Here is a 17,961-nt window from a genome sequence, read left to right on the forward strand (position 1 = left end):
GCATCATGCGACCTGTCGCAGAGCTGGAATATCCCCTGCCGGTGAATGCCGACACGATTCCGCTTGGAAACGGCGTTTGGCTCACGGGCACGGACGACGAGCTCTGCCGCTGGACTTTGCGCCGGACCGGCTCGTAGCCAGGAACGTGTTAAGGAACTCAGAAGACCGAGCTCTTCAAATGGCTGCCTGATCGGGTGACTTCGATGAGTCGCACGAGCGTGCAGGGAGAACCGGCGAGGCTCCCGGGCGGTCGAGTGTGGTGTCTGAAGCCGGAAATCACCTGCCACAAAGCGCGCGAGAGCATGCCCGCCTGGTGAGGCACCCGCTAGGGCATACGGGGCGATCTGCCTAAATCAAATGCCCTCTGAAATACAGGATCACCTACCCGCCGCGGAGCAGTCGCGTCGGGCCCTGGCTGCTCTCGGCCGGATCCGTCGTGGGTGCGATGACGCGTCTGGTCCGCGAACGGGGCAGTATGGGCATGGAGCATCAAGGATTTCGAGTCGAACCCGCGGTGTTGGGGTCCTACCCCGGTGTTATCGAAGTCCGGCAGCCCGACTGTGCATCAGCGCCAGCCCCGAGCAGTCCTGCCCGCCGGAAGGGTCCGGTTCATATACCCAATACAGGGCTGCGAGTTGCACCAGCAACAGTACGGGGATGAGACAGGCGGCCACCATAGCCGTGCGCCCCTGCCATGACGCGCCCGGCCGCTGCCCGCGCCGGTGTGCCCCGCGGCGCAGGGCCAGTAGGAGCAGCGAAGCTGCCAGGGCGCATGTAGGCGCGGCCCAGGCGGTGACGTACATCCGCGTGGACGGGCCCAGGTACCGGCAGTTCTGGAAGGTGTCCCCGTTGAAGGAGACGTGGGCCGCCAGTAGTGCCGCCGATGTGAGCACCAAGGCGGGCACCAGCAGGGACCAGCGGCGCCATGAGGGGGCGGGGGCGGTCGTGGGCGGTGTGGGGTGCGTATGAGTGCTCATCAGTACCAGTCCGGGTTGGGGCGGACGATCCGTATGTTCTGCCGGCCCTCGTGCTGTTCGGTCGCGGGGAGCCGGCCTTCCAGGCTGACGTTCTGGTACGAGTCGCTGTGCTGGGTGTACTTGATCTCGCCGTCCGGCATCACCGCGGTGACGATCGCCGCGTGGTGCGTGTTGCCCTTCTCGATGGAGTCGTTGGGGCCGGCCTGCTCGTAGTAGATGATGTCGCCCGGCTTCACGTCCGAGCGCGGGACCTCGGTGCCGCCGTGCTTGAGCATGAAGTTCTGGTTGTTCTCGGCTGCGGCCCAGTTGTCGGAGTAGGCGAGCCGCTTGTCGACCGCGTCGACTCCGGTGCGGTTTCCGATCATCCAGGAGTCGTCGTCCGAGGTGCCCCAGATGCTGGTCTTCTCCTTCATTCCCGCGTGCAGCAGGGCGTTGGAGACGAAGTTGGTGCAGTTGTTGCCGAAGTCGGTCGGGTCGTCCTTGTCCCAGTTGCCGAGGGCGTACTCGACCAGCTTCACGCGGTCGTACTTGCCGTTGCCGCGCAGGTCCTGCCGTACGTCGGCCGGTATGCCGTCGAGGTTGGCGATGGTGACCGGCTCGGCCAGCATCATGTCCTTGCGCTCCCGGTCGGTCAGGCCGTTCCACCACTGGCGGACCGTGGTCGGGTCCTCGTTCACCGGGATGTCGGCGGCGAGCATCTGCATCTGGACGTGAGAGGCGTGTGTCTGAAGGTCGTTGAGTGCCTTGGCTGGGTCGGTGACGCCTGTCTGGTCGGCAAGCTTGGCGAACTCGGCCGCGGCCAGCTTGTCGGCGGTGGTGACCTGTTCCACGGCCTGGTCGATGAGGTCCTGTACCTCAGCACGGTAAGGCCCCATCTCCTCGGCCTCCGTGCGGTTGCGTGGGGGCGGACCGGTGATCGTCCCGTCGACGCCGATCTCCAGGCCGTAGCGGCTTGCGAGGTCCACCGCCGCGTGCATGGTGCTGTGTGCGGTCTGGATGGTTGTCGTCATGCCGTCGGCGACCATGTTGACGGCGAGGAGGATGTCGTATGCCGCCTCCAGTTGGTTGGCGAGCAGTTCGAACTCCGCAGCCGCCGTGGTGCCGACCTCGTCCGTCCAGTTGTCCTTGAGTGGCTTGGCACCGTACTCGCGCAGGTCTTTCGCTGCGTCCAGGGCGTACTTGGCGAGGGCGTGCCAATCGTCGGCGGCGGTCGCCCACGTACTGGGGTGGGCGTTGTTGATCCCTTCGTACGAGACCATGTTCAGGCCCTTCCCAGGTCGTTCAGGCTGGTACGCAGCCGTGACTCGGCCTCGGCGTCCGTGCGGTCGTAGCCGTCGGCGGAGTCCCGGAGCTTCTGGCTGAGCTCGCCCATCCTCTTGGCGAGGGAGACCATGTGTTCCTCCCACTTGAGGGCGCAGACCTTGAGCTGGACCGGGCTCTCCCAACCGTTGCCGTAGTGGGAGACGTACACGTCGTCGCTGGTGTCGAGGGAGTGGCTCAGGCGCTTCATCACCTGGTGAGACAGGGACTCGGTGTCATTGGCCGCGGCCCGTACCCGCGCGGCTTCGATGTCGATGTCCGCCATGGACAATTCCTCCCGTATGAACTGCTGTTGCTGGAACCGACGAACGCCAACTCGTACGAATACGGCGGTCATCGTACGGTCCCGCTGCCTCCGGCACTCCCAGCTCCCGGCCTCCGGAGAACCCTTGACCTTTGTTGACGCAGTTCTCCTCAGTACCTCCACAATCACGCGCAGTGTCCCTGCAGGGCGGCTCAACGCGCATTGAGCTGCCCCGAATTCCGTGAAGTCCCCTGGAGTGTCCTGAGATTGGTGGAGCCGAGCTTTACAACAGCACGGAGCAAGCTGTGATCAACGACTTGTACGCGACTCGAAGGCCCCGGCCCAGGGCGCGTTCTTCTTCCCGGCCGGAACTGCTGAGTTCCACAACGAGCAGGGCTCGACGGATCGTGGTTGCGTAATCGGCCGACAGGCGGAGCTTGGTAAAGATCCGCCAATACTTGCAGGTGCACGAAGGCGTGTTTGACGGCCGCCCGCGCGGCGGTGAGCAGCTTGTTCGCCTCCTTCTGTGAATTGGCACACGGCCAGGGTCCCGATGCCGACGGACGCTTCAGCGATCGCCAGTGCGATGATGTGCCGGTTCCGCGATCAAGGAGAAGCTGTGGGGGATCAGGGATTTCGGGTCCATCCGGACGCGCTGAAGTCGTACGACAAGGTCATCCAGGGCCAGATGGAGCAGATCGAGCGGATCTGGCCGAAGCTGGCGGCGGTGCCGCTCTCGTCGGACGACTTCGGCAAGCTGCCGAACGCGCACAACCTTTACGAGGCGTACCACGAGCATGTGGAGGCCGAGCAGCACAATTTCGCCGACCTGCTCGAGCTTCTGCGCGGTACCGGTGAGGGTCTTCAGAACTCGGCGACGAACTACGAGAGCCAGGACCATCACATCGACGCTTCGTTCGGAGGCGGACAGTGAGCGGCGGCACTTTGCAACAGGTCGGCGACGCGTACAAGTGGACGCGGGACTTCGTCGACGAGCCGTTGATCCCACTGCCGGAGATCTCGAATCCTGTTGCGGACGGCTTGGACGCAGGTTTGGACAGCGCCGTCAAGTGGGCGCTCGACTCCAGTGGGCTGATGGGCATGCTGGAGGAGGTCACCGGCAACCTCTCCGGACTCACTGCGGCCGCCCACGAGTGGCAGACCCAGGCGAAGGCGATGCGGGCGGTCAGCACCGCTCTGCGTGAGGGCGGCGGCACACTCGCCGGGCAGTGGGAAGGCGTCGCGTCGAACGCGTTCGGCAGGCACATGGGCCAGGTGGTCGAGGCGATCGACGGCACCGCCAAGGACATGGACGAGATCGCGCAGATCATCAGTCAGGCGGCTGCGGCCTGCCAGCTCGCCGAGAACATGATCATCGAGATCATCCGGGAGGCGATCGAAGCGCTGCTCGTCTCGCTCGCCGCGATGGTCGTGGTCGACATCCTGACGGTCGGCCTTGCGACCGTTGCCGACGCTCTCGTGGCGGATGCCGAGATCACCACGTTCATCGAACGGGTGGGAAAGGTCTCCGCCGACCTGGCGGAGAAGCTGGACAAGCTGATGGAGAAGGTCCGCGAGCTCAAGAAGGCCGGCAAGTCCTACAGCGAGCTCAAGAAAGGCCTCAAGGAAGCCCGGAAGGCGGCCAAGGCCGTGAGGAAGATCGGCGGCCTCGGCAACAGGCTGGAGAGAGGCGGGAACCTGCTCAGATCCCCGTCGATGGAGAACCTCGGGGAGTTCGCCGCCACCAGGGGCGTCAAGGCCGTAATCGGCGCCGAGAAGGGCATCATCGCAGGCGGCGTCGGAGCGGTGATCGGCGCCGACGGTCCGATGAGCCCGGTCACGGACGGGCTGAGCCAAGACCCCGCCATCGATGCCGTGGCCGGTCAGCTCGACGGACGCAAGAACGAGACCCCGTACCGCGTGCCGAAGACACAGATCGAGGAGGACTTCGGATGACCGCCGGCCAGTACGGCCCGACACAGCCCATCTTCGAACCGGACTTGTTCCGCGGCGGCTCCCATGTGCCATTGATCTCGCCATGGCTGCAGCCGCACGAGCGACTGCTCGGGATCGTAAAGGTGACGCTGAGCGATGTGATCCGCCCCTCCCTGCCCCGCAAGTTGCGGACCGGCCAGTCGACGGGCGTGCTGGGCGCGGTGGATGGCGCCACCGAAGCTGTCGCCTCGGTCGCGGACGCCTTCGACATGTTCGACTTCGGCATCATCCGCAGGATCCGCCGCATCGTGCGCGGGGCCGGTCTCAAGGGCGGATGGCAGAGCGTGGCCGGCCAGTTCGTGATCGCTGTGCGCACCGGACCCGACCCCTCGCGCAGCGGCTACGACAACGACGAAGTGCTGATGGTCTTCACCGACCGCAGGATCCTTCTGATGTGCACGGTCTCCATCAGGAACAAGAAGGTTCCCCTGTTCGGTAAGGTCCCGCCCGGCGAGAAGGTGAGCAGGAGGGAGGCCCGGTGTCTGGGCGAGCTCCTGCCAGGACAGCTCCGGAGCGTCGCCATCCGGCACAATTGGCTCTCGAACCGCGTGGACCTGCACTTCGCCGACGGCTCCCTGGCTGCGCTTGAGCTGTACGAGAAGGATGCCCGGGCTCTGGAGGCGCTGAGTCAGGGGATCGTCCCACCTCCGCGGCCCTGACCTGACGCGCCAGCAGAAACGGCGCGCCTTTGAACCGCTGCACAAGCCGGCTTGGCCGAGCGAGGAGAAGCTCGGGAACCCGGATGCGGAATGGCAGAACAGCACAAGCCACGATTCCATCGTCGAGGACGGCGGACAGAGGGGGGCGGCTCCAGCGGCGTCGCCTACATATCCAGACCGGACGGGACCGCGCACGTCTTCAACGTGATTAACGACCGCAATGGAGTCGTTTTACTGGACGGGCAGACCGGGAAGCTCGGCAACCTTGAGAAAAACGTCACCGAAGGAGAGCGATCGGGTCCTGAGAATGTCGAGAGACGAAGCCGTCGAGGTGGCCCGTGTCCACCTGCGGGAAATTTATGGAGACGGTCCGCCGACCATCGTGATGCAACCGGAACTCTCGGTCGAGCACGATATGGCGTGGGCCGTGCGGTTCGACAGTCAGGAGCACCTCGACACCGGGGATATGACCCAGGCGCCGATGACGCGGATGGTCGTAGTCTTCAAGGACGGGTCGTTCGTGGGGTTCCCTCCTTCCGCTTACACGACTGAGCAGTCGAAGACGTGGCTGGCCACGGGGCAGCGGCCCAGGAAGCCTTTCTGAGCCCATGAACGATCCGACATCGCAGGCCGAGGACTGGTTGCGGCGGACCTACAGCGGAATGGTGGAACTGTCCGCCCCCGGCCCGGTCGCCGAGAGGCCCCAGGCATGGGTCTTCGGTTGCCGTGCGCGACCGGTGCCCGGCTACCCGGTCACGCGCATGCTGACCTCGCTGCTCGCGGTCCCCAAGTCTGGCAATCAGCCGTTCCATCCTGCCACCGACGATCCCTGGGAGGATCTGGAGGCCTTCGACCGTGTTCCCGGGCCGCGCGACCCCGCCGCGCAGGCGCTTCGCACCAACGCACGTGGCTGTCTGCTGGCCGCAAACGCCGCCTTGAACGGCGGCAGGGCCACGCCCTTGCCGTGGCTGCCGTTCCATGAGGCACCGGGCTGGTGGGACCGCATGATCCACTGGCACTTCCCCGCCGCCGAGGTGTCGGCCTGTGCGAGCTGGGACGAGGTGATCGCCGCGGTGCAGGAGCCGGGTCCCGGTACCCGCGGCGCGGTCTGGATCCGCCGTGAAGCCTACGGTGTCGAGGCGACAGGACACCTGGTCTACGCACACAACAAGGGTGGCCAGGTGGTCCTTCTCGATCCGCAGGCGGGTCGGCTGGCGCGTCTGGAGCCCAACGGGATCCGTCAACTGACCGTGGCCCGCTTCGCGGGTGCGGGCGGCAATGAAGCCGGGCCGGGGGCGCCTGCCTGGCACCGTCAGGCCCCTGACCTCGCGTCGGCGATTGGGAAGGCGGAGGAATGGCTTCTGGATGCATACAGGGGCGAGGTCGCCCTGGTTGAGCCATTGCCCGCTGACGAACTCGCGCGCGGCTGGCTGTTCGCCTGCAACAGCAAGGCGTTCCTCGCCGGCGGACGTCCAGCCGACGCCATGCTGGACGCCGCCCTGGTCGTACCCAAGGACGAGGGCGAGCCGTTCGGGCTGCCCAACACCGATCCATGGGGCTGGCTCGCGCGCTGGGACGGTGGTACGGAGCCGGGTGCCGAGGGCCTCGAACTGCCTCCGAAGCCGGGGCCGGTGAGGTGGATGCCGCAGACGATGGGCCGACTGGGGCCCGTGGTCTCCGTGACGGACCACACGGAATGGGCAACCGTCCTGGCCGAACTCGCCACCTCCCCCGAGGGAGCTCGCGCGGTGGTCTGGATCCGTCGCGCGGACCGCCGGGGCCGCGAGTCCGTCGGTTTGCTTGTCGTCGCTGCCCACACTCCCCAGGGCCTGATGCTGATCGACGCCGCCCGTGACGCCCCTGCCGCACCGGACAATACGGGGGTGCGCTCTCTCCACGTCATCCGCTACCGCTGAGGGCCGGAGTCGGAGAGGGCTTGGAGCCCACGGTCGAACCGGCTGGGTCGATCACGGCATACGCGGCTCCAGTGACACCCAGGTGTGCGAAGGGATCTTCCGGTCCGACGACGGCAAGGTCGTCGACGACCTGGCGATCATCCGGGCAGAAGTGAAGCCGGGGAGCAAGGTCTCCGTGCAGCAGGACGGCGACTGGTACGTGCGGGTCAGACTCGGCGACATGACCCGGCGGATCGCGAGGGGCGAGTCCCTGCCCAGTTGCTGTGCGGGGACTCGATGAGTCACGGCATCGGCGTACGGAGCGAAGCACCGCGGCACCGTAGGTCTCATTCGACCCGTCAAGGTTCTCTCTGTCCTGGCCGCCCCAGCCCTGGCTCGGGTGATGCGAAGCCGCGGCGATCGACGACGTCGGGGTTGCGGCTCACCTGGGGTCGAGTGGAGTAATTCCGGTACCTGTGTACGACTCAGCGGTCAGGGACAGAACGGTGGAAGGCCCGCCGGCCTTGGGGCCCGTCGCCGTATCGGCAATGCCCTCGCCTCCGCCCGCAGCAACCCGGCGCAAGCACACCGCGTGGCCACCCCGTTGGACGAACTCGCCCAGATGCTCCCGTGATCCGGAGGCCCGCCGCTCACTCCCCGGCCCCCGGCTACCCGAGAGCGGTAGACGCGCCGCAGGCCGAGCAGTTCCGCGACGGCTTCCAGCCAGCGGGCGGTCTCCTCGTCGCCGTCGACCCCGTCGGCGGCGGTGGCCGCAGACTCCAGCCACGCGCGCACCGTGGACGCCGCCTCATCGCCCGGCACCGGCTCGCGCAGCTCGGCCGCGTACCGGACGCCCCCGCTGCGGACCACCTTGGCGAGGAAGGCCACCGCCCGTGGCTGGATGCCGAGGCGGTCCAGCAGGACGGCGGCGCCGACCGCGCCGTCGCCGTAGAGGGCGGTGCGGTGCGGTCCGGTGAAGGAGAGGCCGTAACGCAGCATCGCCGGGATGTCCGATCGCGCCAATTCGTCGTCGGTCCGGCCGACGGGAGAGGTCTGCGGCGCGGAGGTCATGGCTTCCTCACGGTGACGGTGTAGGTGTGGATGGTGGCCCGGTATTTCTTGGCGGGGGTGGGGCTGCCGCTTGGGACCGGGGACGGGGTGACGGGACCGCCGGCATCGCCGCCGCCGGTGCAGGCACCGCGCGGGCACTGGATGAGCCGGATCTTCGTCGTGCCCGGACCGACGGCCTTGAAGTCGAAGGAGTCCGTTCCGCTCCCGCTGCCGACCGCGTCGTCGTCGGCCTTGATCTCCTCCCGCTTGTCCGTCCTGCGGACGACGTCAGGGTCGGGCTTCGGCGCTGTTAGGTACCACCATTCCCCCATCGCGGTGTCGACCGGAACGGAGAGCGTGAACTCCTTCCCCTCATCCACCTGTATGTCCTTCTCGCCCAGCTCGTAGGTGTCCGGCCCGGTGCTGCTGCCGCAGCCCGCGAGCACGGTCATCAGCAGGGCGGACAAGGCGGGCAGGGCGAGTCGGCGCAGGGTGGCGCTGGTCATGACGCTCACTTATCGGTTATCGGTCGGCGGGCAGGTGGACGGCGTACGCGTCGGGCATGCGGGAGTCGGAGGCCTTGTCCATGTGGCCGTTGACGAAGTCGTCCTCGCTGACCCAGGTCGTCTGGCCCCACGGGTTGTAGATCTGCAGCATGTCGCCCTCCTGGCCGATCACCATCATCTGGTGTCCGACCCGGCCGTCCTTGTCGTGCCCCTCCACTTCGAAGGGGACGGGTTTGCCCTCGGCGACGGACTTCTCGATGTCCGGCAGCACGTCACGGCGCTCGTCCGCACCGCGAATCTGCTGGTACTCGTACTTGCTGCCGGTGTGCGGGCTGATCTCGTCGTTGGCGATCTCGTTCTGCCCGTCGCTGTCCATTCCGTCCGGAACGTCGGACCACCAGTGCAGGTAGTCGCCGTCGCCTTCCTCGTGCAGGCGCAGCTGTTCGTCGTGGAGACGGTGGCGGAAGGCGTCGGGGTCGTTCTCCTGCCCGGACGGTCCGCCGGTCAACTCCAGGGCGTAGAGGGGATCGACCATGGCGCGAGCGGTCACGGTGCTCGACGGCACACAGGTGTTGCCCTCCTGGGACCACTTCTCGTCGCCGAACCACTGGTAGTCGGTGTTGCGGTTCGACCCGTCCGGATTGAGCCCCTCGTCCACCTTGCTGTCGCCGGCCGTGACGATCGGGGTGAGATGCTGCTGAAGCCAGTACGGGTCCTTGCCGTGGATCTTGTCGCGGAACTGGCCGACCTCGTCCACGTCATAGCCCGCAGCCAGCGCCTTGACCAGATACGCCCGCTCCTGCGGCGTCTTGGCGTCCGCGAGCATCCGCTCGAAGCGGGCCTCGTCCTGCGCGTTCATCTTCTCCATGAAACGGCCGGACCGTTCGAGGTCGTCGGCGGTCAGGAGTTCGTTCTGCTCCTGCGGGCCCCCGAACACGCCGACGTCGGCGAGGACGAGGCGGTCGGCGGCGGAGATGTTGTCGGTGTGCATGTGCCCGGCACGGGCCTCGGCCGCGTACTTGTTCAGCTCCCGCGCCGCCGCCCGCGCCGCGTCGTCCGCCTCCTGCGCGGCGGCGTAGAGCAGGTTGGCTCCCGTTCCCGCGATGTCCTGGGCCCGCTTGCGGTCGGCTTCCTCGTCGTCCGTCTCGACCATGTCGTCGAAGAAGCCGTCGTCGCCGCCGAGCATCGTGCGGGCCTTCTGCAGCTGCTCGCGGCCGTCGCCGTCCTTGGACTGGGCCGAGGTGAGCGCGTCACAGAGGTCGTAGAGGGCCTTGGACGCCTTACGGAACGCCTCGGCCATCTGCTCGGCGGAACGGCCGGCCGCCGCCACCACCTCGGCCGCCTTGGCGCCGGTGCTGCCCACCCACACCGACGGAAGCCCTGACGCGGCTACCTTCTCGACCCGGTCCTGTACGTCCGCGGCATTGTCGGCCTGGCTCTTGTAGCGCTGGGCGATGGCGTCCAGGGTGCTCGGGGAACCGACCGGCGCGGAGACACCGAGGAGGTTGCCGATGGCCTCCAGGACCTCGTTCTTGCTGTCGGCCGACGCGAGGTCTCCCGTGAAACGGTCGATCTTTTCCTTGCGGTCGGTCGTGGATTCGCCTGCGTCGGCCATGTGGTGAGAGCCCCGCTGTTCTTGCTCAGGTGTCAGGTGGAAGCGCACACCCTCGGTCGGGTGCGCGCGGTCGCCGGTGTGTCGATCTGCGTGGCGTGCGTGCGCCGGTCCGTCAGTCGAAGTCGGCGAGGCTCGGCGGAGGCCCGCCCGGGGCGGGCTGGGTGCCGATGGGCGGCTCGCCGAGGGCTGCGGGGCGCGCGCCCGGGGTAAGGGCCGTGGTCGTCCCCGAGTGGGCAGAGGCAGCGGCAGGTGCGGGCATGGTCGTCAGGCCGCCGTCCGCGCCCGCGGAGTGCAGGGCGAGGATGGTGTCGTGGTCGGCGCTCTCGTAGTTCCGCTGGGAGGTGCCGACCTTGTCCGCGAGTTCGTGCAGCGCGGCTTCCAGCGTCTTCGCCTCGGCCTGCCAGGCGGCGGCGAAGTTGTCGTACGCGGGGCCGGAGTCCGAGCCGCCGAGAGCGTCCGGTGTGTAACACATGTGGTCTTCCACAGCCTTGCGTATGGCGCCGACGTCGGTGCCTGCCCGGTCGAGCTTTCCGGCCTCGCCGTCCATGCCGCTCGCGTCGATCCTGTAGCCGTCCGAGCCCGAGCCCGCACCGGACATGCTGCCCGCCCCCCTGGTCTGAACGGCTGAACACCCCCGTGGCAGTCCAGGCCTTCTGGCCAGGGATGATACCTGATCTTGTGTCATGAGCACGTGGCCTCACGTGCCGCTGTCCGGGCCGAACGGACCGGGCTTCCGCCTCGGCGTCGTACCCGAGCGTTTCGGGCCCTGCTTGCCGCGATCGACCGGTGAACGCCCGGCGGCATCGCCGCCGCCGCGGGCTTTGGTGACGGAGCCAATGGACGGCGATCTGTTCCAGGACGAGGCGAACGATGCGGTCGTAGGACTCCAGCACGATCTGCCTGAGTTCGGCGAAGACACCGAGCCTGATCCACTCGTCGCGACGGTTGCGGATCGTGGTGGCCGGGCAGGCCGCGCCGGCGATCGGAGCGCTGCCCTGGAGTACTACAACCGCACCCCTGCCCACCACCGCATGGAGATCCGCCGCCCGAAAATCGCGGCGTTCGCGCACCCCGGGCCGTCATCTCCCCGTCGTCCGCGGGGTTGGGCGCGGTGGACTTCCACTCGGTTGTGAACGTTCGGACGTATGGGGGCGCTCCAGGAACACAGCCGGCATCGCGCTGGGCCCTCCGTCAGGAGGTCACGAGAAGAACACCACCAGCAGGCTGACCACGAGGCCGAGCACGCCCACCGCGACCGTCACCAAGCAGGTGCGGAACAGGCCTTGGCTCTCCGACTGCCCGTACGGGAAGCCGGTGACGGCGGCGAAGATGCCGATGGCCAGGGCGATCAGGGCGCCGAACCACCATGCGCAGCCGAGGGCGATGGCGTGGACCCAGCCGTGGTCCTGCATGTAGGAGATGTCGCTGGTCCTGCGGGCCTCGATGAGGTGGCCGCGCTGGTACAAGGCATCGCTGCGGAGCTCGGCGTTGAGGTCCTTGACCTTGCCGTCGTCGGAGGTGAAGGTGCCGTAGCACCACCTGGTCTTGGTCTTCTTCCGCGAACTCGAACTGCTCGACGAGCTGCGGTACTTGTAGTCGACCGTGCAGGTCTCGACGGTGAGCTTGCCCGGCGTGGACGTCGCGTAGCGGACGGGGCCGAGGTAGGCGCCCAGGCCCAGGAGGACGACGCCCACGAGGATCAGGCCGGCGCCGATGAGGCGGCCGAGGTTCGTTCGGTCGCCCTGGGCGGCGGCGTTCGGCGCGGCGTTCCCGCGTACTTGGGTCATTGAGGGTTCCTCAGAACTCAGAAGCCGGACATCGGATTCGGATCAGAAGCCGGACATCAGATGGGGAATTACGGCGTGCGGCGTGCGGCTTACGGCGTCATACGACGAGTGCGCAGACGAGTGCTGTAAGTGCGCCGATGACGAACAGGCCACCCAGCGCGGGGCCCGCCACCCTCTGGGCCGGCAGCCGCTGCCAGGAGGCCGCGAGGCCCGGGCCGTTTCGGGTGCCGAAGCCCGTCAGGAGGCAGAAGATGCCGAATGTCAGCAAGGAGAGGCAGAACGCGAGAATCGCGATGTCCTTTCCTGGGGCACGGTCTTCCGGGAGCTCGAAGGTGTCATCCGCTTGTACGACACCGATTTTCGCGCCGTTCTCCAAACGTGAGGACGTTTCCACCGTCACGTCTTTGTACGTGGCTCCACCGCTCTGTGCCGTCCAGGTACCAGTGCAGCTGAACTTGAGTTCGGTTGTTCGCCTGTGCGTGCCGTAGCGAGTCTTCGTGTGCGCTTCGCATGAAGAAACAGTGAGGGTTCCGTCCGTGCCCTCGCCGGCGAGTTCGCTACGGAGCTCCGGAACCGTCACCACGGCGACGACGGCGGCCAGAAGGATCAGTCCCAGGCCGAGGAGCCTTCCCAGCCACAGGGCCCCTGTACTGCGGTAACTCGGCTGTGTTGACACCACTGTTGACGCCCCCCTGGGAAACTTGACGATCTCTTGACCAACCGGCTGGTGGAGCCGTGTGCGAGGAGTCTAAGGTATCGGCCTGTCGTCCAATATGAACTGCAGCAAAGAGTCCGGGGGAGCAGTGGAGTTCGGCACCTTTGACGTCGACACGTCGGTACTGAAGAAACAAGGAGAGAACTTCGCCGAGCTCGGGGGTGATTTCTCGAAAGCCTCCAAGAAGCTTCAGGATGATCTCGACGGGCTGGGTGAGCCGTGGGAGGACGCGGACTTCGGGGAGATCTTCGGTCAGGTCTACACGCCAATTCGTGACGGAATCTTCACGTCGATGGACAGCCTTGCGGAACGGCTCTCACGGATCGGTCACAACCTCGAGGACATGGCCCGCAATTACGATGACTCGGACGCGTCGAACAGTGGCCAGTTGAACGGGATCATCAGCGAAGTCGGCAAACTCTGAAACGCCGCGCTTGGCGAACTCCAAGCGCATGACGAACTCCAAGCACATAACGGGGATAACGGGGCTATTGGCATGGCGCTCACACTGCCCAGCGAACTTGTCTGGGTGCTCGACCTCCTCGGCTACTCCTGGCCCGAGGCCGACGAAGACGCACTGCACCAGGTCGCCGAGGCCTGGCGGAGCTTCGGCAAGGATCTCGACAAGATCCAGACGGACGGCGAGGGCTTCGCGCGCACCGTCGTCGCGAGCAACGCCGGTACGGCCGTCGACAAGTTCAGCAAGGAGTGGGGCGCCTATACAGGCGCGAACGGCCAGGACAGCTACATCCCGGATGCGAAGACCGCGTGCGAAGTGATCGCCTTCGCCTTCGACGCGGCCGCGATCGCGGTCCTCACGGCGAAGCTGTCCGTGATCGCCCAACTCATCGCCCTGGCCGTGGAGATCATCGCGGCGCAGGCGTCTGCCCCCTTCACCTTCGGACTCTCCGAGGTCGGTGCGCTGGGCGCGACCCAGGCCACGCGGGTGATCGTCCGGGAGCTGCTCAACAAGCTCAAGACGGAGGTCATGCAGGCGATCACCAAGGCCATGGAGCACGCCACCATGGACGCCCTCAAGAAGATCGCCAAGGAGCAGCTCGAGAAGATCACCAAGGAGAAGGTCAAGCAGTTCGCCAAGGACAAGATCAAGGAAGAGGCGAAGCAGTTCGTCCAGGAGAAGGTGGTGGACGCGGCCAAGGAGAAGGCCAAGGAAGCCGCCGTCGGAATGGCGCAGAACATCGCCCAGCAGAGCATCGAGGCCCACTTCGACGAGCGGTCCGGCATCGACCTCTCAGAGACGACGGACGTCGCCAAGAAGGCGGGCAGCGACTACCTGGACGGCCTCAAGAACGAGGTCAAGGGCGGCGAGGGATCGACCCTCGCCGGCTACGCGGACGTGCAGGGGCACGTGGACAACGCCGTGGACCAGGCGACGGAGAAGGTCACCGGGGCGGTCGGGGATCGCGTACAGCACGGTGTCGACGCGCTGTCCGGACACGGTGGCAGCACCGGGGAGTCGTCCGACGGGGCGGCCGAGTCCAACACCTCCGACTCCGCCGCCGGTTCCTCGAACAGCACCACCACGCAGGCGTCCCACTCCAACAGGCCGGCAGCCGCCGCCTCCGCCTCGCGCTCCGGTTCCTCGCACGGCGGCGGGAACGCGCAGGACTGGGCTCGTAACGAATTCGGGTAACCCCCAGCCCACCTCACCTCCGCCGCTTTTCGTCGACCTCCACTTCCAACAAGCCGTAACCGCCGTAACCGCTGTAACAGGAAGGACGTACCGCACCCATGACCGCGGACCGGGAGATCCAGGACGAGGAACTCATGGGGATCGCCCAGGACCCCGAACAGGCCCTGCGGCTGCGCCGCTCCCTGCGCACCATCGCGGGTGCGACCTCGCTCGACCCGGCGCTGCGTGACATGGCGCGTTCGGTGCTGAGCGGGGACGTCGACGTCAAGGACGCCTTCCAGGACCCGCGTTACACCGAGGCCGTCTACCAGCGGCTCCACGAGATGCGCCGGGCGGCCGAGGACCAGACGTACGCGGAACGCCAGCAGTCCAAGGGGCAGTTCGGGGAGTGGGACGCGCGGCAGCAGGCGGACCTGGACCGCGAGCGTGCGGAGCGGGACGCACCGGTGCACGGTTCCGGCGGGGGCGGCGGGCGGTCGGCTCGGCGCTGAGGGATGCCCGCGCGGTGCCGTCTGGGCTCCGGTGGGTGCCACCCCGAACAAGACGGCGTGACTCCGTCTTGTACGTTGCCGCAAGGCGGTCAGCGCCTGACCGTCATTCCGGCGGTGGGCACGGGCACAGTTCACGCCACGCTACGGAGTGCTGCCAGCACCGCAATGCTCCCCAGAGAACACACAAAGGCGAGTGCCAAGTGCTTGCCACTACGGCGACGGGTGGCCATCAGCAGTTTGGGTGCCGTGCTCGCCCGCAGTGGTCGTACCCGCTGGGCGTTTTGGGGCACCTGTGCCGCCGTGGCGTTGGCGAGTCTCGGCGACAACTCTGCGCTGTGTGCGTTCCGTCGAGGCATGGGGAACACAGGCCGGCGCCCGGGCTGCCGACCGGGACCGGCACCTGGTGACGAGTCAGACCTGGCGGCGATTCTTGCCGATGAGGTAGGCGATGCCCCATGCGGCGGCCGCGGCGACGACGAGGCCGAGGAGGTTGAGCCAGTCGACTCCGCCGTGGGCTTCGTCGTTCCACCAGGCCTTGGCGGGGAAAAAGGGCTCGGCCTCCAGCAGGGTCTTCAGGGACATGAACGACTGTTCCTTGACGATGATGACCGGGAGGGCGTTGGCGTAGCCGAAGAAGGCGCCGAGCGCGGCGACGACGGCCCCGCCGATCCGGCCACCGTTGCTGTCGCGCCCGACCTTGCCGACCAGCGCGCCGACGACCGCTCCGTTGAGGACCGCGTGGGCGAAGTAGAGGACGTTGTCAGTGGTGTACGTCTGGTCCTTGTACGTGGCCGCGATGACGCCTGTGTAGAGCAGTGCGACGACGAAGGAGACGAGGAACCCGAGGAAGACCGCGCCGACCGGATTACCGGTCGGGTTCGGTTGCTGCCCGAAGGGGGGTGCCTGGAACGGCGGTGCGGGCTGCATCGGGTACGCCGGCTGCATCGGCGGCTGCCCCGGCACGGGCTGCGGTCCGCCGTACATCATCGGGGGCTGGCCGGGAACGGGTACGGGCCCGGCCTGCATCGGGGGCTGCTGAGGCGCGGACGGCGGCCCGAACCCCGGTGGCTGCTGGGGCGGCGGTGCGGGCTGCGCGTATGGGTTCGCGGGGTTCTGCGGTGGTTGTGGTGGCTGCGCAGGCTGCGGTGGCGGCTGGAACGGCGGCTGGCTCATGATTCCCCGTGGAGTCAATGGAGGTAACTGGCAAGAGCAGCAAATTATCAGTGAGATCAGGAGGGGTACGGCGGAGCTGGAGCGGGCCACGTGAAGGACGTCGAGGGGCAATACGGCCAGAAGCCGTCCACGCACAGTTCGGTGATGCCTGCGTGGAGCCAGCGATTACTGACGCTGCCTGCGGTACAGCGCGATGGCCGCCTCGGTCGGGTAGTTGGGGACGGTGACCGTCTCGCCGGTCTCCTTGGAGACCACGATCTTGCTGCCGCCGGGCGGAGCGGGCTGGGGTCGCCCGGCCGCGTCCGTGACCGGTGGAAACACCGCGTAGACCAGGTACCCGATGTCGAACTCCTCGACGCGCAGTTCGGCGGGGGTGCCGTCCGGCAGCTTGGGCTCTGCGTAACGGTCGCGGACGATGTCGAGGGCTTGCTCGGGGGTGGTCGGCGGGGGTGGGGTGGCCGAGGTCACGGGGTCCTGTCCTCATCTCTGTCGGTTGCTGTCGGTTGCTGTCGGTTGCCGTCGAGGGGGATGTGCAGAGCGCCGCTCAGAACAACCCGTGCCACATCTGCTCGACGATCAGCGACCACCAGGTCTCGGCGTTGGCCAGCGTGGACGCGTCGATCGCCACCAACTGCTCCTGCAGTGCAGCCACTGCCGCGCCGGAGGCAACCGGATCCAGCCCCTGCATCCGCTGCCGTACCGTCGCGAGCAGCGCCAGCGAGCGGGCGAAGGCCGCGGTCGAGACGTTGACGTAGCGGCACTCGGCGGTGACTGGGTCCACGGCCCAGAGGGCGCCGAGGCCGTCCGGTTCCGTCGTACCGGGCAGACACTGCACCGCGATGACCGAGACCCCGTCGAAGCCGATCCGGGACAGATGCGTCAGGGCGCCGATCTGCTCCTCGCCGGCCGGGCTGCGGCGCTCGCGCAGATTCGTGGCGACGTCGGTGAACAGACCGCCGCGCGGAGGGCCGTCGGGCCGGTCCGCGGTGAAGAAGAGGGGAAGGTCGGCGGGGAGCCCCGCCCAGGTGAGCGTCGACTTGGTGGTCTCGGGCAGCGGGCTGTCCGCGATGTCGTCGGCGTCGTAGCGGCGTACGCCGTTCTCGCCGAAGGCCTCCACGAGGTGGCGGCCGAGGGCCACGTCCCTCATCGGCTCCGCGGGCGTCACCTGAGCAGGCGCCGGGACACGGTGCGGGCGGGGCGGCAGCTCCTGACCCGCCATCCGGTGCAACATCTCGACCTGTCCGATCAGCGCCGCGACACCCTCCGCGCGCTCCTCGGGGCGGGCTCCGTAGGCCTGTGAGCAGGAGACCTCGGCGTTCGGGAAGGAATTGAGAAGTTCGGCGGTGTAACCCCCGGGGAGCAGGGCGGCCCGCAGATCGGTGTGGATGGCGACGACATTGTCCACGGGCACGTTCATCCGCCGCAGCTCGGCCCACGCCTGGTGCTCGGCCGGAGGCAGGCCCGGACCGGAGTTGCGGAAGAGGGTGGTCTCCTCGCCGCTCGCCGGGTCGACGTAGGTGAAGACCGCGGTGTTGCCGGGGCCGGTGACCGGAGGGGCACCCTCGGACGCGTGCCCACCCTGTACCGCGCCACCGTGCTTCTGCCGGTACAGCTGTACGACCTCGTCGACCGGCACCGACGGCCAGAGCGTCAGCTCGCCGGTACGGCGGTCCACGACCCCGCACCCGTCGCCCGTCCCGGCGGCCGGCCGGCGCTCCCCGGTCACCGGGTCGCGCTCGGCTTCCGCGGACGCGGCCCACACCACCCAGCCCAGGTCGAACTCCTGCATCCGCACCTCGCGCTGCGGCCGTGCCGACCCTTCAGGGTTGAGCCAACGGTCAGCGACGGCGAGCGCCTGCTCCTGGCTGGTCACTGGGAGG

At 67.6% G+C, this 17,961-nt stretch carries 21 protein-coding genes and 2 pseudogenes; 10 read left to right on the forward strand and 13 right to left on the reverse strand.

Annotated elements, in window-relative coordinates; all coding sequences use genetic code 11:
* Positions 1 to 536: 536 nt before the first annotated feature.
* Genes P2Q00_RS31800 through P2Q00_RS31810 form a run of 3 tightly spaced genes read right to left on the reverse strand, consistent with a single transcriptional unit; the run spans position 537 to position 2,562 of the window.
* A complete protein-coding gene (locus P2Q00_RS31800) occupies positions 537 to 977 on the reverse strand; it encodes a hypothetical protein (RefSeq protein WP_275776778.1) in 441 nt (146 codons plus the stop codon).
* A complete protein-coding gene (locus P2Q00_RS31805) occupies positions 977 to 2,236 on the reverse strand; it encodes an amidase domain-containing protein (protein WP_275776780.1) in 1,260 nt (419 codons plus the stop codon). The genes P2Q00_RS31800 and P2Q00_RS31805 overlap by 1 nt, the downstream gene beginning before the upstream one ends.
* A gap of 2 nt (positions 2,237 to 2,238) precedes the next feature.
* Positions 2,239 to 2,562, reverse strand: coding sequence for a type VII secretion target (locus P2Q00_RS31810; RefSeq protein WP_275776783.1), 324 nt, complete (start codon positions 2,560 to 2,562; stop codon positions 2,239 to 2,241).
* A gap of 598 nt (positions 2,563 to 3,160) precedes the next feature.
* Between P2Q00_RS31810 and P2Q00_RS31815 the strand changes: the two genes are divergently transcribed.
* From P2Q00_RS31815 to P2Q00_RS31840, 7 genes and pseudogenes are all read left to right on the forward strand, one after another.
* Positions 3,161 to 3,475, forward strand: coding sequence for a hypothetical protein (locus P2Q00_RS31815; RefSeq protein ID WP_275776785.1), 315 nt, complete (start codon positions 3,161 to 3,163; stop codon positions 3,473 to 3,475).
* Complete coding sequence (locus P2Q00_RS31820) at positions 3,472 to 4,497, forward strand: WXG100 family type VII secretion target (RefSeq protein ID WP_275776787.1); 1,026 nt, start codon at positions 3,472 to 3,474, stop codon at positions 4,495 to 4,497. The genes P2Q00_RS31815 and P2Q00_RS31820 overlap by 4 nt, the downstream gene beginning before the upstream one ends.
* Positions 4,494 to 5,195, forward strand: coding sequence for a hypothetical protein (locus tag P2Q00_RS31825; RefSeq protein ID WP_275776788.1), 702 nt, complete (start codon positions 4,494 to 4,496; stop codon positions 5,193 to 5,195). Before P2Q00_RS31820 ends, P2Q00_RS31825 begins: the two co-directional genes overlap by 4 nt.
* 90 nt (positions 5,196 to 5,285) lie before the next feature.
* Positions 5,286 to 5,438, forward strand: a pseudogene (locus P2Q00_RS51005) (hypothetical protein); the annotation flags it as partial.
* 64 nt (positions 5,439 to 5,502) lie between these two features.
* Positions 5,503 to 5,799, forward strand: a complete 297-nt coding sequence (locus P2Q00_RS31830; RefSeq protein WP_275776789.1) for a YrhB domain-containing protein — start codon at positions 5,503 to 5,505, stop codon at positions 5,797 to 5,799.
* Positions 5,800 to 5,803: 4 nt separating this feature from the next.
* A complete protein-coding gene (locus P2Q00_RS31835; protein ID WP_275776791.1) occupies positions 5,804 to 7,111 on the forward strand; it encodes a YrhB domain-containing protein in 1,308 nt (435 codons plus the stop codon).
* Positions 7,112 to 7,193: 82 nt separating this feature from the next.
* Positions 7,194 to 7,391: a hypothetical protein gene (locus P2Q00_RS31840; RefSeq protein ID WP_275776793.1), complete on the forward strand. Its 198-nt coding sequence runs from the start codon at positions 7,194 to 7,196 to the stop codon at positions 7,389 to 7,391.
* 191 nt (positions 7,392 to 7,582) lie between these two features.
* Here the strand turns inward: P2Q00_RS31840 and P2Q00_RS31845 are convergent, their stop codons facing one another.
* The 7 genes and pseudogenes from P2Q00_RS31845 to P2Q00_RS31875 all read right to left on the reverse strand — a co-directional run bounded on the left by P2Q00_RS31845 (position 7,583) and on the right by P2Q00_RS31875 (position 12,724).
* A complete protein-coding gene (locus P2Q00_RS31845) occupies positions 7,583 to 8,161 on the reverse strand; it encodes a hypothetical protein (RefSeq protein ID WP_275776795.1) in 579 nt (192 codons plus the stop codon).
* Entirely contained in the window at positions 8,158 to 8,646 is a 489-nt protein-coding gene (locus tag P2Q00_RS31850; RefSeq protein WP_275776796.1) for a protease inhibitor I42 family protein, read from the reverse strand. The genes P2Q00_RS31845 and P2Q00_RS31850 overlap by 4 nt, the downstream gene beginning before the upstream one ends.
* 16 nt (positions 8,647 to 8,662) lie before the next feature.
* Positions 8,663 to 10,261: a peptidoglycan-binding protein gene (locus tag P2Q00_RS31855; protein WP_275776797.1), complete on the reverse strand. Its 1,599-nt coding sequence runs from the start codon at positions 10,259 to 10,261 to the stop codon at positions 8,663 to 8,665.
* Positions 10,262 to 10,373: 112 nt separating this feature from the next.
* Positions 10,374 to 10,859 carry a WXG100 family type VII secretion target gene (locus tag P2Q00_RS31860; protein ID WP_275776799.1) on the reverse strand — a complete coding sequence of 162 codons (486 nt, stop codon included), beginning with the start codon at positions 10,857 to 10,859 and terminating at the stop codon, positions 10,374 to 10,376.
* Positions 10,860 to 11,003: 144 nt separating this feature from the next.
* Positions 11,004 to 11,232: pseudogene (locus P2Q00_RS31865) on the reverse strand (IS5/IS1182 family transposase); the annotation flags it as partial.
* Between the two features lie 228 nt (positions 11,233 to 11,460).
* A complete protein-coding gene (locus P2Q00_RS31870; protein ID WP_275776800.1) occupies positions 11,461 to 12,048 on the reverse strand; it encodes a hypothetical protein in 588 nt (195 codons plus the stop codon).
* A 97-nt stretch (positions 12,049 to 12,145) separates the two neighbouring features.
* A complete protein-coding gene (locus tag P2Q00_RS31875; protein WP_275776802.1) occupies positions 12,146 to 12,724 on the reverse strand; it encodes a hypothetical protein in 579 nt (192 codons plus the stop codon).
* 127 nt (positions 12,725 to 12,851) lie between these two features.
* Here P2Q00_RS31875 and P2Q00_RS31880 point away from each other — a divergent pair, with 127 nt between their 5' ends.
* The 3 genes from P2Q00_RS31880 (at position 12,852) to P2Q00_RS31890 (ending at position 14,908) form a co-directional block, all read left to right on the forward strand.
* Positions 12,852 to 13,187 carry a WXG100 family type VII secretion target gene (locus P2Q00_RS31880; protein ID WP_275776803.1) on the forward strand — a complete coding sequence of 112 codons (336 nt, stop codon included), beginning with the start codon at positions 12,852 to 12,854 and terminating at the stop codon, positions 13,185 to 13,187.
* Between the two features lie 72 nt (positions 13,188 to 13,259).
* A complete protein-coding gene (locus P2Q00_RS31885) occupies positions 13,260 to 14,417 on the forward strand; it encodes a WXG100-like domain-containing protein (protein ID WP_275776805.1) in 1,158 nt (385 codons plus the stop codon).
* A 98-nt stretch (positions 14,418 to 14,515) separates the two neighbouring features.
* Complete coding sequence (locus tag P2Q00_RS31890; RefSeq protein ID WP_275776807.1) at positions 14,516 to 14,908, forward strand: hypothetical protein; 393 nt, start codon at positions 14,516 to 14,518, stop codon at positions 14,906 to 14,908.
* Between the two features lie 411 nt (positions 14,909 to 15,319).
* Here the strand turns inward: P2Q00_RS31890 and P2Q00_RS31895 are convergent, their stop codons facing one another.
* The 3 genes from P2Q00_RS31895 to P2Q00_RS31905 all read right to left on the reverse strand — a co-directional run bounded on the left by P2Q00_RS31895 (position 15,320) and on the right by P2Q00_RS31905 (position 17,954).
* On the reverse strand, positions 15,320 to 16,081 hold the full coding sequence (locus P2Q00_RS31895; protein WP_275776808.1) for a hypothetical protein: 762 nt from the start codon (positions 16,079 to 16,081) through the stop codon (positions 15,320 to 15,322).
* A 165-nt stretch (positions 16,082 to 16,246) separates the two neighbouring features.
* The gene (locus tag P2Q00_RS31900) at positions 16,247 to 16,549 is read right to left on the reverse strand and encodes an SUKH-4 family immunity protein (RefSeq protein ID WP_275776809.1); all 303 of its coding nucleotides are present in this window, start codon (positions 16,547 to 16,549) and stop codon (positions 16,247 to 16,249) included.
* A 76-nt stretch (positions 16,550 to 16,625) separates the two neighbouring features.
* Positions 16,626 to 17,954 (reverse strand): SUKH-4 family immunity protein, encoded by a 1,329-nt coding sequence (locus tag P2Q00_RS31905; RefSeq protein WP_275776811.1) that lies wholly within the window; start codon positions 17,952 to 17,954, stop codon positions 16,626 to 16,628.
* Between the last annotated feature and the right edge of the window lie 7 nt (positions 17,955 to 17,961).

It is taken from the genome of Streptomyces coacervatus, from assembly GCF_029223485.1.
In the GTDB taxonomy this organism is placed as follows: domain Bacteria; phylum Actinomycetota; class Actinomycetes; order Streptomycetales; family Streptomycetaceae; genus Streptomyces; species Streptomyces coacervatus.

Bases quoted from the DNA above. Each gene is read 5' to 3' on its own strand.
- P2Q00_RS31855 (WP_275776797.1), bottom strand. From the start codon at position 10,261: ATGGCCGACGCAGGCGAATCCACGACCGACCGCAAGGAAAAGATCGAC.
- P2Q00_RS31860 (WP_275776799.1), bottom strand. From the start codon at position 10,859: ATGTCCGGTGCGGGCTCGGGCTCGGACGGCTACAGGATCGACGCGAGC.
- P2Q00_RS31845 (WP_275776795.1), bottom strand. From the start codon at position 8,161: ATGACCTCCGCGCCGCAGACCTCTCCCGTCGGCCGGACCGACGACGAA.
- P2Q00_RS31830 (WP_275776789.1), top strand. From the start codon at position 5,503: ATGTCGAGAGACGAAGCCGTCGAGGTGGCCCGTGTCCACCTGCGGGAA.
- P2Q00_RS31890 (WP_275776807.1), top strand. From the start codon at position 14,516: ATGACCGCGGACCGGGAGATCCAGGACGAGGAACTCATGGGGATCGCC.
- P2Q00_RS31870 (WP_275776800.1), bottom strand. From the start codon at position 12,048: ATGACCCAAGTACGCGGGAACGCCGCGCCGAACGCCGCCGCCCAGGGC.
- P2Q00_RS31825 (WP_275776788.1), top strand. From the start codon at position 4,494: ATGACCGCCGGCCAGTACGGCCCGACACAGCCCATCTTCGAACCGGAC.
- P2Q00_RS31805 (WP_275776780.1), bottom strand. From the start codon at position 2,236: ATGGTCTCGTACGAAGGGATCAACAACGCCCACCCCAGTACGTGGGCG.
- P2Q00_RS31850 (WP_275776796.1), bottom strand. From the start codon at position 8,646: ATGACCAGCGCCACCCTGCGCCGACTCGCCCTGCCCGCCTTGTCCGCC.
- P2Q00_RS31885 (WP_275776805.1), top strand. From the start codon at position 13,260: ATGGCGCTCACACTGCCCAGCGAACTTGTCTGGGTGCTCGACCTCCTC.
- P2Q00_RS31895 (WP_275776808.1), bottom strand. From the start codon at position 16,081: ATGAGCCAGCCGCCGTTCCAGCCGCCACCGCAGCCTGCGCAGCCACCA.
- P2Q00_RS31835 (WP_275776791.1), top strand. From the start codon at position 5,804: ATGAACGATCCGACATCGCAGGCCGAGGACTGGTTGCGGCGGACCTAC.
- P2Q00_RS31810 (WP_275776783.1), bottom strand. From the start codon at position 2,562: ATGGCGGACATCGACATCGAAGCCGCGCGGGTACGGGCCGCGGCCAAT.
- P2Q00_RS31800 (WP_275776778.1), bottom strand. From the start codon at position 977: ATGAGCACTCATACGCACCCCACACCGCCCACGACCGCCCCCGCCCCC.